23 protein-coding genes are annotated in these 12,668 nt (G+C 66.5%); 1 reads left to right on the forward strand and 22 read right to left on the reverse strand.

The features are described 5' to 3' along the window. Window positions 1-4 precede the first annotated feature (4 nt). From ABD164_RS09885 to rpsJ, 22 genes are all read right to left on the reverse strand, one after another. Window positions 5-652, reverse strand: coding sequence for an adenylate kinase (locus tag ABD164_RS09885; RefSeq protein ID WP_344295761.1), 648 nt, complete (start codon window positions 650-652; stop codon window positions 5-7). Next, window positions 649-1,971 (reverse strand): preprotein translocase subunit SecY, encoded by a 1,323-nt coding sequence (secY, locus tag ABD164_RS09890; protein WP_344295762.1) that lies wholly within the window; start codon window positions 1,969-1,971, stop codon window positions 649-651. The genes ABD164_RS09885 and secY overlap by 4 nt, the downstream gene beginning before the upstream one ends. 116 nt (window positions 1,972-2,087) lie before the next feature. Continuing rightward, complete coding sequence (rplO, locus tag ABD164_RS09895; protein WP_344295764.1) at window positions 2,088-2,735, reverse strand: 50S ribosomal protein L15; 648 nt, start codon at window positions 2,733-2,735, stop codon at window positions 2,088-2,090. Continuing rightward, window positions 2,735-2,920, reverse strand: a complete 186-nt coding sequence (gene rpmD / locus ABD164_RS09900) for a 50S ribosomal protein L30 (protein ID WP_344295765.1) — start codon at window positions 2,918-2,920, stop codon at window positions 2,735-2,737. Before rpmD ends, rplO begins: the two co-directional genes overlap by 1 nt. Then, window positions 2,920-3,606: a 30S ribosomal protein S5 gene (gene rpsE / locus ABD164_RS09905; protein ID WP_344295766.1), complete on the reverse strand. Its 687-nt coding sequence runs from the start codon at window positions 3,604-3,606 to the stop codon at window positions 2,920-2,922. Before rpsE ends, rpmD begins: the two co-directional genes overlap by 1 nt. Window positions 3,607-3,632: 26 nt before the next feature. Continuing rightward, complete coding sequence (gene rplR / locus ABD164_RS09910; RefSeq protein WP_156999956.1) at window positions 3,633-3,992, reverse strand: 50S ribosomal protein L18; 360 nt, start codon at window positions 3,990-3,992, stop codon at window positions 3,633-3,635. A 2-nt stretch (window positions 3,993-3,994) separates the two neighbouring features. Continuing rightward, on the reverse strand, window positions 3,995-4,531 hold the full coding sequence (gene rplF / locus ABD164_RS09915) for a 50S ribosomal protein L6 (RefSeq protein ID WP_344295768.1): 537 nt from the start codon (window positions 4,529-4,531) through the stop codon (window positions 3,995-3,997). A 6-nt stretch (window positions 4,532-4,537) separates the two neighbouring features. After that, the gene (gene rpsH / locus ABD164_RS09920; protein WP_344295769.1) at window positions 4,538-4,936 is read right to left on the reverse strand and encodes a 30S ribosomal protein S8; all 399 of its coding nucleotides are present in this window, start codon (window positions 4,934-4,936) and stop codon (window positions 4,538-4,540) included. Between the two features lie 130 nt (window positions 4,937-5,066). Next, the gene (rplE, locus tag ABD164_RS09925) at window positions 5,067-5,654 is read right to left on the reverse strand and encodes a 50S ribosomal protein L5 (protein ID WP_344295770.1); all 588 of its coding nucleotides are present in this window, start codon (window positions 5,652-5,654) and stop codon (window positions 5,067-5,069) included. Further along, window positions 5,654-6,013, reverse strand: a complete 360-nt coding sequence (gene rplX, locus ABD164_RS09930) for a 50S ribosomal protein L24 (RefSeq protein ID WP_344295772.1) — start codon at window positions 6,011-6,013, stop codon at window positions 5,654-5,656. Before rplX ends, rplE begins: the two co-directional genes overlap by 1 nt. Window positions 6,014-6,016: 3 nt before the next feature. Continuing rightward, entirely contained in the window at window positions 6,017-6,385 is a 369-nt protein-coding gene (rplN, locus tag ABD164_RS09935) for a 50S ribosomal protein L14 (RefSeq protein ID WP_156999952.1), read from the reverse strand. A 32-nt stretch (window positions 6,386-6,417) separates the two neighbouring features. Continuing rightward, window positions 6,418-6,723, reverse strand: a complete 306-nt coding sequence (gene rpsQ / locus ABD164_RS09940; protein ID WP_344295773.1) for a 30S ribosomal protein S17 — start codon at window positions 6,721-6,723, stop codon at window positions 6,418-6,420. 2 nt (window positions 6,724-6,725) lie between these two features. Further along, window positions 6,726-7,055, reverse strand: coding sequence for a 50S ribosomal protein L29 (gene rpmC / locus ABD164_RS09945; protein WP_022889732.1), 330 nt, complete (start codon window positions 7,053-7,055; stop codon window positions 6,726-6,728). Next, window positions 7,055-7,474, reverse strand: a complete 420-nt coding sequence (rplP, locus tag ABD164_RS09950) for a 50S ribosomal protein L16 (RefSeq protein ID WP_344295774.1) — start codon at window positions 7,472-7,474, stop codon at window positions 7,055-7,057. Before rplP ends, rpmC begins: the two co-directional genes overlap by 1 nt. 2 nt (window positions 7,475-7,476) lie before the next feature. Further along, the gene (gene rpsC, locus ABD164_RS09955) at window positions 7,477-8,229 is read right to left on the reverse strand and encodes a 30S ribosomal protein S3 (protein WP_231046103.1); all 753 of its coding nucleotides are present in this window, start codon (window positions 8,227-8,229) and stop codon (window positions 7,477-7,479) included. Next, the gene (gene rplV, locus ABD164_RS09960; RefSeq protein WP_130353516.1) at window positions 8,229-8,594 is read right to left on the reverse strand and encodes a 50S ribosomal protein L22; all 366 of its coding nucleotides are present in this window, start codon (window positions 8,592-8,594) and stop codon (window positions 8,229-8,231) included. Before rplV ends, rpsC begins: the two co-directional genes overlap by 1 nt. A gap of 25 nt (window positions 8,595-8,619) precedes the next feature. Then, a complete protein-coding gene (rpsS, locus tag ABD164_RS09965) occupies window positions 8,620-8,901 on the reverse strand; it encodes a 30S ribosomal protein S19 (RefSeq protein WP_307039500.1) in 282 nt (93 codons plus the stop codon). A 12-nt stretch (window positions 8,902-8,913) separates the two neighbouring features. Further along, complete coding sequence (gene rplB, locus ABD164_RS09970) at window positions 8,914-9,753, reverse strand: 50S ribosomal protein L2 (protein WP_344295775.1); 840 nt, start codon at window positions 9,751-9,753, stop codon at window positions 8,914-8,916. Between the two features lie 17 nt (window positions 9,754-9,770). After that, a complete protein-coding gene (rplW, locus tag ABD164_RS09975) occupies window positions 9,771-10,073 on the reverse strand; it encodes a 50S ribosomal protein L23 (RefSeq protein ID WP_344295776.1) in 303 nt (100 codons plus the stop codon). Continuing rightward, the gene (gene rplD / locus ABD164_RS09980; protein ID WP_344295777.1) at window positions 10,070-10,729 is read right to left on the reverse strand and encodes a 50S ribosomal protein L4; all 660 of its coding nucleotides are present in this window, start codon (window positions 10,727-10,729) and stop codon (window positions 10,070-10,072) included. Before rplD ends, rplW begins: the two co-directional genes overlap by 4 nt. A gap of 3 nt (window positions 10,730-10,732) precedes the next feature. Further along, window positions 10,733-11,389, reverse strand: a complete 657-nt coding sequence (rplC, locus tag ABD164_RS09985) for a 50S ribosomal protein L3 (protein ID WP_344295778.1) — start codon at window positions 11,387-11,389, stop codon at window positions 10,733-10,735. 8 nt (window positions 11,390-11,397) lie between these two features. After that, window positions 11,398-11,706, reverse strand: a complete 309-nt coding sequence (gene rpsJ, locus ABD164_RS09990; protein WP_017201594.1) for a 30S ribosomal protein S10 — start codon at window positions 11,704-11,706, stop codon at window positions 11,398-11,400. Window positions 11,707-12,208: 502 nt separating this feature from the next. Here rpsJ and ABD164_RS09995 point away from each other — a divergent pair. After that, complete coding sequence (locus ABD164_RS09995; RefSeq protein ID WP_344295779.1) at window positions 12,209-12,664, forward strand: OsmC family protein; 456 nt, start codon at window positions 12,209-12,211, stop codon at window positions 12,662-12,664. Window positions 12,665-12,668 lie beyond the last annotated feature (4 nt).

The raw sequence follows: 12,668 nt of genomic DNA on the forward strand, positions 1-12,668 counted from the left end.
GCGGTCAGGCCGCGGCGCCGGGGTGGCGCGGCACGAGGCCTCGGGAGGAGAGCGCCTCGAAGATGCGGTGCGTGACCTCGTCGAGTGTTCCGACGCCGTCGACGCGCACGACGATGCCGCGGCTGCGGTAGACGTCGAGGATCGGAGCCGTCTCGCGCTCGTAGATCGCCAGGCGGTTCGCGATGACCTCTTCGGTGTCATCGGTACGCCCCTGCTCGACCGCCCGCTGACGCAGGCGGGCGATGCTCTCTTCGCGCGGCACCGAGAGCTCGATGACCGCGTCGAGCGACTCGCCGCGACCCTCGAGGAACGCGTCGAGGTGATCGACCTGCGTGCGATTGCGCGGGTAGCCGTCGAGCACGAACCCGCCTGCGGCATCGGGTCGGCTCAGGCGGTCGCGGACGAGCTCGCTCGTCAGGTCGTCCGAGACGAGGTCGCCCGCCTCGATGATGGCCTGCACGCGCTTGCCGAGTTCGGTGCCTCCCGAGACGTTCGCCCGGAAGATGTCGCCGGTGGCGACCTGCGGCACGTCGTAGGCCCCCGCGACGAGTACGCCCTGGGTTCCCTTGCCGGAGCCCTGAGGGCCGACGATCAGGAATCGGGCCGATCTGGTCGCACTCGAGCCGCCGTCCTGAGCCTGTCGCAGGGTCATCGGAGCAGTCCTTCGTAGTGTCGCTGCTGGAGCTGTGCGTCGATCTGCTTCACCGTCTCGAGGCCGACGCCGACGATGATCAGGATCGACGCGCCACCGAACGGGAAGTTCGCGTTGGCGCCGACGAGGGCGAGGGCGATGAGCGGGATCAGGGCGACGATGCCCAGGTACAACGAGCCGGGCAGCGTGATGCGCGTGAGCACGTAGTCGAGGTACTCGGCCGTCGGACGGCCCGCACGGATGCCGGGGATGAACCCGCCGTACTTCTTCATGTTCTCGGCCACCTCATCGGGGTTGAAGGTGATCGCGACGTAGAAGTAGGTGAAGCCCACGATGAGCAGGAAGTACAGCAGCATGTACAGCGGGTGGTCACCCTGCGTGAGGTAGTTCGTGATCCAGGTGACCCATGGCTGCGGGTCTTCGCCCTGGGCGGGCTGGTTGAACTGGGCGATGAGCGCCGGCAGGTACAGCAGCGACGAAGCGAAGATGACGGGCACGACGCCGGCCATGTTCACCTTGATCGGGATGTACGTGTTGTTGCCGCCGTACGTGCGCCTGCCGACCATGCGCTTCGCGTATTGCACGGGCACGCGCCGCTGCGATTGCTCGACGAAGACGACGGCGACCACGATCACCAGGCCGATCGCGAGCACCATCGCGAAGATGTCCCAGCCGCGCGAGATGCCGATCGCCCAGAGCGAGCCGGGGAAGGTCGCGGCGATCGAGGTGAAGATGAGCAGCGACATACCGTTGCCGATGCCGCGCTCGGTGATGAGCTCACCCATCCACATGATGAGGCCGGTGCCCGCGGTCATGGTGATGACCATGAGCAGGATCGCGTACCAGGCGTCGTTGGTGATGAGGGCCGAGCACGCCGGATCGGTCGACGGGAACAGCGCGCCCGAGCGGGCGACGGTGATGAGCGTCGTCGACTGCAGCACGCCGAGCGCGATGGTCAGGTAGCGCGTGTACTGCGTGAGGCGCCCCTGGCCCGCCTGGCCCTCTTTGTAGAGGGTCTCGAAGTGGGGGATCACCACGCGCAGCAGCTGCACGATGATCGACGCGGTGATGTACGGCATGATGCCGAGCGCGAAGACCGACAGCTGCAGCAGCGCGCCGCCCGAGAAGAGGTTGACGAGGTCGTAGAGCCCCGATGCGCCGCCCTGGTTGGCGGCGAGACACTGCTGCACGTTGCCGAAGTCGACGAAGGGCGCCGGAATGAACGAGCCGAGTCGGAACAGGGCGACGATGCCCAGGGTGAATCCGATCTTGCGGCGAAGATCCGGCGTGCGGAAGATCCGCCCGATGGCGTTGAACACTCGTCCTCCTGTTGCTCCGTCGTGGAGTCAGTCCTTATGCGGCTCGAGCCTGTCGAGACCCCCGTGAATCATACGCGAGGTCCCGACAGGCTCGGGCATTCAGTGGTGCAGCGGTCTCAGTTGACCGAGCCGCCGGCGGCGACGATCTTCTGCTCGGCCGAGCCGGAGACCTTGTCGACCGCGACGTTCAGCTTCACTTGGATGTCGCCGTTGCCGAGCACCTTGACGCGCTCGTTCTTGCGCACGGCGCCCTTCTCGATGAGGTCGGCGACAGTGACGTCGCCACCCTTCGGGTAGAGCTCCGCGAGCTTGTCGAGGTTCACGACCTGGTATTCGACCCGGAAGGGGTTCTTGAAGCCACGCAGCTTGGGCGCACGCATGTGGTACGGAAGCTGGCCACCCTCGAAACCGGGGCGGATGTTGTTGCGTGCCTTCGAACCCTTGGTGCCGCGGCCCGCCGTCTTGCCCTTCGAACCCTCACCGCGTCCGACGCGGGTCTTGTCTTTCTTGGCACCGGGGGCGGGGCGGAGGTGGTGCACCTTGAGCACCTGCTCGCGCGGTTCCACGACGTCGGCCTTGGGGGCCTTCTTCGCGGGTGCCTTCTTCACAGGGGTCTTGTTCTCGGCAGCGGCCTTCGCGGCCGGCGCCTTCTCGGCAGCGGCCTTCGCAGGCGCCTTCTTCTCGGCGGCGGGCTTCGCCGCTGCCTTCTTCGCCGGAGCCTTCTTGGGCTCGGCGGCCTCTGCGGCCTTTTCGTTCTCTGCCATTAGTCGATCTCCTCAACCTTCACGAGGTGGGCGACGGTCTTGACGTAGCCGCGGTTCTGCGGGTTGTCGTCACGAACGACCGAGTCGCCGATGCGCTTGAGTCCGAGGCTGCGCAGCGTATCGCGCTGATTCTGCTTCTCGCTCACCTTGGACTTGATCTGGGTCACCTTGAGCTGCTTGGCCATCAGGCACCTGCCTTCGCTGCTGCGGCGGCCTCGGCCGCCTGGGCCTCGGCACGGATCAGGCGGGCCGGAGCGACCTCGTCGTAGTCGAGACCACGACGGGCTGCCACTGCGCGGGGCTCCTCGAGCTGCTGCAGGGCCTCGACCGTGGCGTGCACGATGTTGATGGTGTTCGACGAGCCGAGCGACTTCGACAGCACGTCGTGAATGCCGGCGCACTCGAGCACGGCGCGCACCGGGCCACCGGCGATGACACCGGTACCGGGCGACGCCGGGCGAAGCAGGACGACACCGGCTGCGGCCTCACCCTGCACGGGGTGCGGGATGGTCGCGCCCACGCGGGGGACGCGGAAGAAGTTCTTCTTCGCCTCTTCGACGCCCTTCGAGATCGCGGTCGGGACCTCGCGCGCCTTGCCGTAGCCGACGCCGACGAGTCCGTTGCCGTCGCCCACGACGACGAGCGCCGTGAAGCTGAAGCGGCGACCGCCCTTGACGACCTTCGACACGCGGTTGATGGTCACGACGCGCTCGAGGAACTGGCTCTTCTCGGCGTCGCGGCCACCGCGATCGCGGCCACCCTGGTTGCGGTCGCGGCCACCGCCGCGACGACCGTCGCGCTCGTTGCGAGCGGGCTCGGAAGCGGCTGCCGTCTCGACGGGTGCCTCTGCGGTCACCTCGGTCTCCTTCATAGTGCCATTTTCAACAGATGCCGTGCTCACAGGTTCAGCCCTGCCTCTCGCGCTCCATCGGCGATCGCTGCGACACGACCGGCGTACTTGTTGCCACCGCGGTCGAACACGACGGACTCGATGCCGGCCTGCTTCGCACGCTCTGCGACGAGCTCGCCGACCTTCTTGGCCTTGGCGGTCTTGTCGCCGTCGAACGCACGGAGGTCTGCCTCCATGGTCGAGGCGCTGGCGACCGTCAGGCCCTTGCTGTCGTCGACGACCTGCACGAACACGTGACGTGCCGAGCGGGTGACGACGAGGCGGGGCCGCAGCTCGGTGCCGACGACCTTCTTGCGAAGGCGGGTGTGGCGGCGCGAACGCGCTGCCGTCTTGGTCTTCACAGCCATGATTACTTACCTGACTTTCCGGCCTTGCGACGCACGACCTCGCCGGCGTAGCGGATGCCCTTGCCCTTGTACGGCTCGGGCTTCTTGATCTTGCGGATGTTCGCGGCGGTCTCGCCGACGGCCTGCTTGTCGATGCCCGCGACCGTGAGCTTGTTGTTGCCCTCGACCGTGAACGTGATGCCTGCCGGAGCCTCGACGACCACGGGGTGCGAGAAGCCGAGCGCGAACTCGATCGACGAGCCCTTCTGGGCGACACGGTAACCGGTGCCGACGATCTCGAGGCCCTTCGAGTAACCCTGGGTCACGCCGATGATCTGGTTGGCGATGAGGGTGCGGGTGAGACCGTGCAGCGAACGCGAGTTGCGCTCGTCGTCGGGGCGGCTGACGAGAACCTGGTTCTCCTCGACCTTGGCCTCGATCGGGGCGGCGACGACGAGCGAGAGCTCGCCCTTCGGGCCCTTGACCGAAACGGCCTGGCCGTCGATCGTCACGGTGACGCCGGCGGGGATGTCAATGGGGAGTCGTCCAATACGCGACATCAGTAGCTACCACACGTAGGCGAGGACTTCCCCACCCACGCCCTTCTTCTCGGCCTGGCGGTCGGTGAGCAGACCGCTGGAGGTGGACAGGATCGCGACGCCGAGGCCACCGAGGACCCTGGGCAGCTCGGTCGACTTCGCGTAGACGCGGAGGCCGGGCTTCGAGACGCGCTTGATGCCGGCGATCGAACGCTCGCGGTTGGGGCCGAACTTGAGCTGCAGCGTGAGGGTCTTGCCGACGCGAGCGTCGACGACCTCGAAGTCCGCGATGTAGCCCTCTTTCTTCAAGATCTCGGCGATGTGCGCCTTGAGCTTGGAGTTCGGCATCGACACGGTGTCGTGGTGCGCGGAGTTGGCGTTCCGCAGTCGGGTCAGCATGTCAGCGACCGGATCGGTCATCGTCATGTCAGTCGTTTCCTTTGTTTCACCAGGTTTCAGGACCCGTTACACGGGGACTGACCTGTGGTGCGTCGGTTCCAGCGGATGCCGGGACCGGGTCGGATGCCGCAGAGCGAGCCCTGCGGCATCCGGAGTCTCAGTTGGCCGCTTCGGCCGACTTGAACGGGAAGCCGAGCTGCTTGAGCAGCGTGCGGCCCTCGTCGTCGTTCTTGGCAGTGGTCACCACGGTGATGTCCATGCCGCGGACGCGGTCGATCTTGTCCTGGTCGATCTCGTGGAACACGCTCTGCTCGGTGAGACCGAACGTGTAGTTGCCGTTGCCGTCGAACTGCGCGTCGGAGAGGCCGCGGAAGTCGCGGATACGGGGAAGCGCGAGCGAGAGCAGGCGGTCGAGGAACTCCCACATGCGGTCGCCGCGCAGCGTGACATGCGCGCCGATCGGCTGTCCTTCACGCAGCTTGAACTGCGCGATGGACTTGCGGGCCTTGGTGACCTGCGGCTTCTGGCCGGTGATCTTCGTGAGGTCGGCGATGGCGCCGTCGATGACCTTGCCATCGCGCGCGGCCTCGCCGACACCCATGTTCACGACGATCTTCACGAGGCCGGGCACCTGGTGCACGTTGGTGTAGCCGTGCGCCTCGGTGAGGCTCTTCGTGATCTCGTTGCGGTACTTCTGCTTGAGGCGGGGCTGGATTTTGCCAGTTCCCACGGCAGTGTCAGTCATTACAGGTCCTTACCTGACTTCTTCGCGTAACGAACGCGGACCGTCTTCTCGACGCCGTCCTTCGTCACGACCTCTTCACGGAAGCCGACGCGCGTCGGCTTCTTCGTCTCGGGGTCGACGAGCGCGACGTTCGAGACGTGGATCGATGCCTCGTGGGTCTCGATGCCGCCCGTCTTGGTGCCGCGCTGCGTCTGGCCGACGCGCACGTGCTTCGTCACGAAGTTGATGCCTTCGACGACGACGCGGTTCTCGGCGACGAGCACCTCGAGCACCTTGCCCTGCTTGCCGCGGTCTCCGCCGCGGGCCTGGCTGCGGCCCGAGATGACCTGAACGAGGTCACCCTTCTTGATGTTGGCCATGGCTTAGATAACCTCCGGTGCCAGCGAGATGATCTTCATGAACTTCTTGTCGCGAAGCTCGCGACCGACCGGTCCGAAGATGCGGGTGCCGCGGGGGTCACCGTCGTTCTTCAGGATGACCGCGGCGTTCTCGTCGAACTTGATGTAGGAGCCGTCGGGACGACGGGTCTCCTTGACGGTGCGGACGATGACGGCCTTGACCACATCGCCCTTCTTGACGTTGCCACCCGGGATGGCGTCCTTGACGGTCGCGACGATGACGTCACCGAGGCCGGCATAGCGACGCTTCGAGCCGCCGAGAACGCGAATGGTGAGCAGCTCCTTGGCGCCGGTGTTGTCGGCGACCTTGACTCGTGATTCCTGCTGAAGCACTTCGAACTCCTTCTTTCAAGCAAGCCCGAGGCTTACTTGGCCTTCTCGACGATCTCGACGAGACGCCAGCGCTTCGTGGCGCTGAGCGGGCGGGTCTCGGTGATGACGACCAGGTCGCCGATGCCGGCGGTGTTCTGCTCGTCGTGCGCCTTGACCTTCGAGGAGCGACGCAGGACCTTGCCGTACAGCGGGTGCTTGACGCGGTCCTCGACCTCGACGGTGATGGTCTTGTCCATCTTGTCGCTGACGACATAGCCACGACGCACCTTGCGGTACGGGCGCTGGGCGACGGCCGTCTCGGCGACCTCGGCCTCGGGGGCCTTCTCGGTCTCAGCCATGATCAGGCCTCCTTCGTCTCTGCCTCGGCAGCTGCATCAGCGGATGCCTCGGCCTTGGCCTTCTTCGTCTTCTTCTCGGCCTTGGCGGGAGCCGCCTCGACCGGTGCGGGAGTGGCACGGATGCCGAGCTCGCGCTCACGGATGACCGTGTAGATGCGAGCGATGTCGCGCTTGACGGCCTTGACGCGGCCGTGGCTCTCGAGCTGGCCGGTGGCCGACTGGAAGCGCAGGTTGAACAGCTCCTCCTTGGCCTTCTTCAGCTCGTCGACGAGTCGCTCGTCTTCAAAGGTGTCGAGCTCGGCGGGGCTGAGCTCCTTGGTGCCGACGGCCATTATGCGTCGCCCTCCTCGCGCTTGATGATGCGTGCCTTGAGGGGCAGCTTGTGGATAGCACGGGTCATGGCCTCACGAGCGAGCTGCTCGTCGACGCCGGAGACCTCGAAGAGGACTCGACCCGGCTTGACGTTGGCGACCCACCACTCGGGCGAACCCTTACCGGAACCCATGCGGGTCTCGGCGGGCTTCTTCGTGAGCGGACGGTCGGGGTAGATGTTGATCCACACCTTGCCGCCACGCTTGATGTGACGGGTCATCGCGATACGAGCGGACTCGATCTGACGGTTCGTCACGTAGGCGGGGGTCAGGGCCTGGATGCCGTACTCACCGAAGGAGACCTTCGTGCCACCGGTCGCCTGGCCGGAACGGCCGGGGTGGTGCTGCTTGCGGTACTTGACTCGACGGGGAATCAACATGGTTATGCCTCAACTCCTGCTGCCACCGGCTCCTGCGCCTTGGGCGCACGGCGGGGGCGGTCACTGCGGTCACCGCGCGAGGGCTTCTGCGAAGCCTGCTCGCGGGCGAGCTCCTTGTTGGTGATGTCGCCCTTGTAGATCCAGACCTTCACGCCGATGCGGCCGAAGGTGGTCTTGGCCTCGTAGAAGCCGTAGTCGATGTTCGCGCGCAGCGTGTGCAGGGGCACACGGCCTTCGCGGTAGAACTCGGAACGGCTCATCTCGGCGCCGCCGAGGCGGCCCGACACCTGGATGCGAACGCCCTTGGCGCCGGCGCGCTGTGCGCCCTGCAGGCCCTTGCGCATCGCGCGGCGGAAGGCCACGCGAGCCGAGAGCTGCTCGGCGATGCCCTGCGCGACGAGCTGGGCGTCGGCCTCGGGGTTCTTCACCTCGAGGATGTTGAGCTGGATCTGCTTGCCGCTCAGCTTCTCGAGGTCGGCGCGGATGCGCTCGGCCTCGGCGCCGCGGCGGCCGATGACGATGCCGGGACGGGCCGTGTGGATGTCGACGCGGACCCGGTCACGGGTGCGCTCGATCTCGATGCGCGAGACTCCCGCGCGGTCGAGCGACGTCTGCAGCAGGCGACGGATCTTGACATCCTCGGCGAGGTAGTCGGCGTAGCGCTGTCCGGGCTTCGTCGAGTCGGAGAACCACCGCGACACATGGTCGGTGGTGATGCCGAGACGGAAGCCGTACGGGTTGACCTTCTGACCCATTACTTCGTACCCTCCTCGGGCGTGGCGAGCACGACGGTGATGTGGCTCGTTCGCTTGTTGATGCGGAAGGCACGACCCTGAGCGCGCGGCTGGAATCGCTTGAGGGTGGTGCCCTCATCGACGAATGCGCGGCTGATGTAGAGGTCCTGCTCGTCCAGGTATGTGTTCGAGGCATCGGCCTTGACGCGAGCGTTCGCGATGGCCGAGGCGACGAGCTTGTACACCGGCTCGCTCGCACCCTGGGGTGCGAACTTCAGGATGGCGAGTGCCTCCTGTGCCTGCTTGCCGCGGATCATGTTGACGACGCGGCGGGCCTTCATGGGGGTCACGCGGATGTGTCGCACGCGTGCGATCGACTCCACCATTTCTTTCCTCCTTCACGCCACCGCGTCAGCGGCGGCGGCCCTTCTTGTCGTCCTTCACGTGTCCACGGAAGGTGCGGGTGGGGGCGAACTCGCCGAGCTTGTGACCCACCATGGTCTCGGTGACGAACACCGGGATGTGCTTGCGGCCGTCGTGCACGGCGATCGTGTGCCCCAGCATGGCGGGGATGATCATCGAGCGACGTGACCAGGTCTTGATGACGTTCTTCGAACCGGCTTCGTTCTGGTTGACGACCTTGCGAAGCAGGTGATCGTCGACGAAGGGGCCCTTCTTGAGACTGCGCGGCATCTTCTTCTACTCCTACTTGCGCTTCTTGCCGACGGTGCGACGACGGACGATGAGCTTGTCGCTCTCCTTGTTGGGGCGACGGGTGCGTCCCTCGGACTGGCCCCAGGGGCTGACCGGGTGGCGACCACCGGAGGTCTTGCCCTCACCACCACCGTGCGGGTGGTCGACCGGGTTCATCGCGACACCGCGCACGGTCGGGCGGACGCCCTTCCAGCGCTTGCGGCCGGCCTTGCCCCAGTTGATGTTCGACTGCTCGGCGTTGCCGACCTCGCCCACGGTCGCGCGGCAGCGCGCGTCGACGTTGCGGATCTCGCCCGAGGGCAGACGCAGCTGGGCGTAGGGGCCGTCTTTCGCGACGAGGCGCACCGAGGCGCCGGCCGAGCGGGCCATCTTGGCACCGCCACCGGGGCGCAGCTCGATGGCGTGCACGACGGTACCGGTGGGGATGTTGCGCAGCGGCAGGTTGTTGCCTGGCTTGATGTCGGCGTTCGGGCCCGACTCGACGACGTCGCCCTGGGCGAGCTTGTTCGGAGCCAGGATGTACCGCTTGGTGCCGTCGACGAAGTGCAGCAGCGCGATGCGCGCCGTGCGGTTGGGGTCGTACTCGATGTGCGCGACCTTGGCGTTCACGCCGTCTTTGTCGTTGCGACGGAAGTCGATCACGCGGTACTGGCGCTTGTGGCCACCACCGATGTGACGCGTCGTGATGCGGCCCTGGTTGTTGCGGCCACCGGTCTTCGACAGGGGGCGCAGCAGCGACTTCTCGGGGGTCGAGCGCGTGATCTCCGCGAAGTCGGCGACCGACGAACCGCGACGACCCGGAGTCGTGGGCTTGTACTTACGAATAGCCATGTGTTTTCCTCTGCTCCCTAGCCGACAGCCGTGAAGATGTCGATCGAGCCGGACTTGAGGGTGACGATCGCGCGCTTGGTGTCTTTGCGCTTGCCGATGCCGAACCGGGTGCGGCGGGTCTTGCCCTGACGGTTCAGGGTGTTGATCGACGCCACCTGGACGTTGAAGATCTTCTCGATCGCGAGCTTGATCTCGGTCTTGTTCGAGCGGGGGTCCACGATGAACGTGTACTTGCCCTCGTCGATCAGGCCGTAGCTCTTCTCGGAGACGACCGGCGAGAGGATGATGTCGCGCGGGTCCTTGTTGTGTGCGGCGCTCATGCCGAGACCTCTTCTTTCTTCGCCGACTTCGCGGCCACGAAGGCCTCGAGCGCGGCGCTGCTGAAGACGATGTCGTCGGAGACGAGCACGTCGTAGGCGTTCAGCTGGTCGACCGGCAGCACGTGCACGGTCGGGATGTTGCGCACGGCGCGCTCGGCGAGCTCTTCGTCACGCGTGAGCACGACGAGGTAGCGCTTGGCCGGGGCGATCGCACCGAGGAGCGCGAGGGCGTCCTTCGTCTTCGGGGTCTCACCGGCGACGAACCCGGAGACCGCGTGGACGCGGCCGCCGCGGGCGCGGTCGGAGAGGGCGCCGAGGAGGGCGGCGGCGATCATCTTCTTGGGGGTGCGCTGCGAGTAGTCGCGCGGCTGCGGGCCGTGCACGATGCCACCGCCGGTCATCTGGGGAGCGCGGATCGACCCCTGACGGGCGCGGCCGGTGCCCTTCTGCTTGAACGGCTTGCGACCGGCGCCGGAAACCTCGCCGCGGGTCTTGGTCTTGTGCGTGCCCTGGCGTGCCGCAGCGAGCTGCGCGACGACGACCTGGTGGATGAGCGGGACGTTGGTCTGCACGTCGAAGAGCTCGGCGGGCAGCTCGACCGAACCGGACTTCTTGCCGGTCGCGTCGAGCACGTCGATGGTGTTGGCGGTAGCCATGGACTACGCCCCCTTCACTGCGTTGCGGACGAAAACGAGACGGCCGCGCGCACCGGGAACCGCGCCCTTGACGAGCAGGAGGCCCTTCTCGGCGTCGACGGCGTGCACGCGGAGGTTCAGCACGGTCACGCGGTCGCCGCCCATGCGACCGGCCATGCGCATGCCCTTGAAGACACGGCTGGGGGTCGACGAGGCACCGATCGAACCGGGCTTGCGGTGGTTGCGGTGGGCACCGTGCGAAGCGGAGACGCCCTTGAAGTTGTGGCGCTTCATGACACCGGCGAAGCCCTTGCCCTTGCTCGTGCCGACGACGTCGACGAGCTGACCGGCCTCGAATGTGCCGTCGGCGGTGAGCTCCTGGCCGAGCTCGTAGCTCGACGCGTCAGCGGTGCGCACCTCGGCGAGGTGGCGACGCGGGGTGACGCCGGCGGCCTGGAAATGGCCGGACGCGGGCTGGTTCACCTTGCGGGGGTCGATGGCGCCTGCGGCGATCTGCACGGCCTCGTAGCCGTCCTTCTCCGCCGTGCGGAGCTGGGTGACCACGTTCGGGGCGATCTCGATGACAGTGACCGGAACGAGCTTGTTGTTCTCGTCCCACACCTGGGTCATGCCGAGCTTGGTGCCCAGCAGTCCCTTCACGTTCTTGGTAGCGGAAGACATCTGTTACCTCAGAGCTTGATCTCGATGTTGACGTCGGCGGGAAGGTCGAGACGCATGAGCGAGTCGACGGCCTTCGGCGTCGGGTCCACGATGTCGATGAGGCGCTTGTGCGTGCGCATCTCGAAGTGCTCGCGGCTGTCCTTGTACTTGTGGGGCGAACGGATGACGCACACCACGTTCTTCTCGGTCGGAAGCGGCACCGGGCCGACGACCGTGGCGCCCGCGCGGGTCACCGTGTCGACGATCTTGCGCGCCGAGGTGTCGATGACCTCGTGGTCATACGACTTCAGTCGAATGCGGATCTTCTGTCCCGCCATCTCGAACTCTCTCTCTGTCAAGGCGTCTTACCCCTTCCGAGGGCATTGGACGCCGCGTAGCCACTTCGTGCGAAGCACCACTGTTCTTCTGTCAAAGGCCGGTGATCGAGCCTGTCGAAACCACCGTTCGGGATCTCCCCGGGCGGTACCCTCGACACGCTCGACCTTCGAGCCTCACCGACGCGCGCGCGGACATAGGCGACCTATGGCCTCGAGGTTGTCGGTTTGTCTGTTCTCCTGCCTGCGGCCTAGCCTGACCCCTCGCCTGCTCTCTCACGAGCACCGCGGGTGGCTATGCACTGCCTGACAGTGATTCGATCAGCGCGCACGAGTGCACGCGTTCGAAATGTTGAACCCAACGAGTTTGCCACAGTCGCGGCATCCGTGCAACCCGGGCGTGTCGCGCCCGACGCATCTCCCAGCGACGTCGCAGGAACCACGGATTCCCGCGCCGCTGTGGCGCATGATGGAGGCAGCACCCACCGCGATGACAGGAGACCCCATGAGCGAGCACGCGCACCAGGTGAGCGAGCGGATCGGACCGGGCAGCGTCTCGGTCACCCGCACCGGAGGCCGCACGTATGAGGGCCTGAACGAGCGCGGCGCGACCGTGCGCATCGGCGGCTCCGAGCTCGAGGGCGAGCACTTCACCCCGGGCGAGCTGCTGAAGATCGCCCTTATCGGCTGCGCCGGACTCAGCACCGACCGGGTCGCCGCCCGCCGCCTAGGTGACGACTACGCCATCACCATCTGGGCGCACGGGGTCAGCGACCCCGAAGAGAACCGCTACACCCGCATCGAAGAGGAACTGCTCGTCGACCTCGGGGGGCTCGACGCCGGCGACCGCACCAAGCTCATCGACATCATGCAGCGAGCGATCCAACGCGGATGCACCGTGGCGCGCAGCGTCGAAGACAGCATCGAACTCGACACGACGATCGACGGCACTGCCGTCTGAGCCT

The organism is Agromyces neolithicus, from assembly GCF_039529735.1.
Classification (GTDB): Bacteria; Actinomycetota; Actinomycetes; order Actinomycetales; family Microbacteriaceae; genus Agromyces; species Agromyces neolithicus.

Bases quoted from the DNA above. Each gene is read 5' to 3' on its own strand.
- ABD164_RS09885 (WP_344295761.1), bottom strand. From the start codon at position 652: ATGACCCTGCGACAGGCTCAGGACGGCGGCTCGAGTGCGACCAGATCG.
- rplO (WP_344295764.1), bottom strand. From the start codon at position 2,735: ATGGCAGAGAACGAAAAGGCCGCAGAGGCCGCCGAGCCCAAGAAGGCT.
- rpmD (WP_344295765.1), bottom strand. From the start codon at position 2,920: ATGGCCAAGCAGCTCAAGGTGACCCAGATCAAGTCCAAGGTGAGCGAG.
- rpsE (WP_344295766.1), bottom strand. From the start codon at position 3,606: ATGAAGGAGACCGAGGTGACCGCAGAGGCACCCGTCGAGACGGCAGCC.
- rplR (WP_156999956.1), bottom strand. From the start codon at position 3,992: ATGGCTGTGAAGACCAAGACGGCAGCGCGTTCGCGCCGCCACACCCGC.
- rplF (WP_344295768.1), bottom strand. From the start codon at position 4,531: ATGTCGCGTATTGGACGACTCCCCATTGACATCCCCGCCGGCGTCACC.
- rpsH (WP_344295769.1), bottom strand. From the start codon at position 4,936: ATGACGATGACCGATCCGGTCGCTGACATGCTGACCCGACTGCGGAAC.
- rplE (WP_344295770.1), bottom strand. From the start codon at position 5,654: ATGACTGACACTGCCGTGGGAACTGGCAAAATCCAGCCCCGCCTCAAG.
- rplX (WP_344295772.1), bottom strand. From the start codon at position 6,013: ATGGCCAACATCAAGAAGGGTGACCTCGTTCAGGTCATCTCGGGCCGC.
- rpsQ (WP_344295773.1), bottom strand. From the start codon at position 6,723: ATGGCTGAGACCGAGAAGGCCCCCGAGGCCGAGGTCGCCGAGACGGCC.
- rpmC (WP_022889732.1), bottom strand. From the start codon at position 7,055: ATGGCCGTCGGCACCAAGGAGCTCAGCCCCGCCGAGCTCGACACCTTT.
- rplP (WP_344295774.1), bottom strand. From the start codon at position 7,474: ATGTTGATTCCCCGTCGAGTCAAGTACCGCAAGCAGCACCACCCCGGC.
- rpsC (WP_231046103.1), bottom strand. From the start codon at position 8,229: ATGGGTCAGAAGGTCAACCCGTACGGCTTCCGTCTCGGCATCACCACC.
- rplV (WP_130353516.1), bottom strand. From the start codon at position 8,594: ATGGTGGAGTCGATCGCACGCGTGCGACACATCCGCGTGACCCCCATG.
- rpsS (WP_307039500.1), bottom strand. From the start codon at position 8,901: ATGCCGCGCAGTCTCAAGAAGGGCCCCTTCGTCGACGATCACCTGCTT.
- rplB (WP_344295775.1), bottom strand. From the start codon at position 9,753: ATGGCTATTCGTAAGTACAAGCCCACGACTCCGGGTCGTCGCGGTTCG.
- rplW (WP_344295776.1), bottom strand. From the start codon at position 10,073: ATGAGCGCCGCACACAACAAGGACCCGCGCGACATCATCCTCTCGCCG.
- rplD (WP_344295777.1), bottom strand. From the start codon at position 10,729: ATGGCTACCGCCAACACCATCGACGTGCTCGACGCGACCGGCAAGAAG.
- rplC (WP_344295778.1), bottom strand. From the start codon at position 11,389: ATGTCTTCCGCTACCAAGAACGTGAAGGGACTGCTGGGCACCAAGCTC.
- rpsJ (WP_017201594.1), bottom strand. From the start codon at position 11,706: ATGGCGGGACAGAAGATCCGCATTCGACTGAAGTCGTATGACCACGAG.
- ABD164_RS09995 (WP_344295779.1), top strand. From the start codon at position 12,209: ATGAGCGAGCACGCGCACCAGGTGAGCGAGCGGATCGGACCGGGCAGC.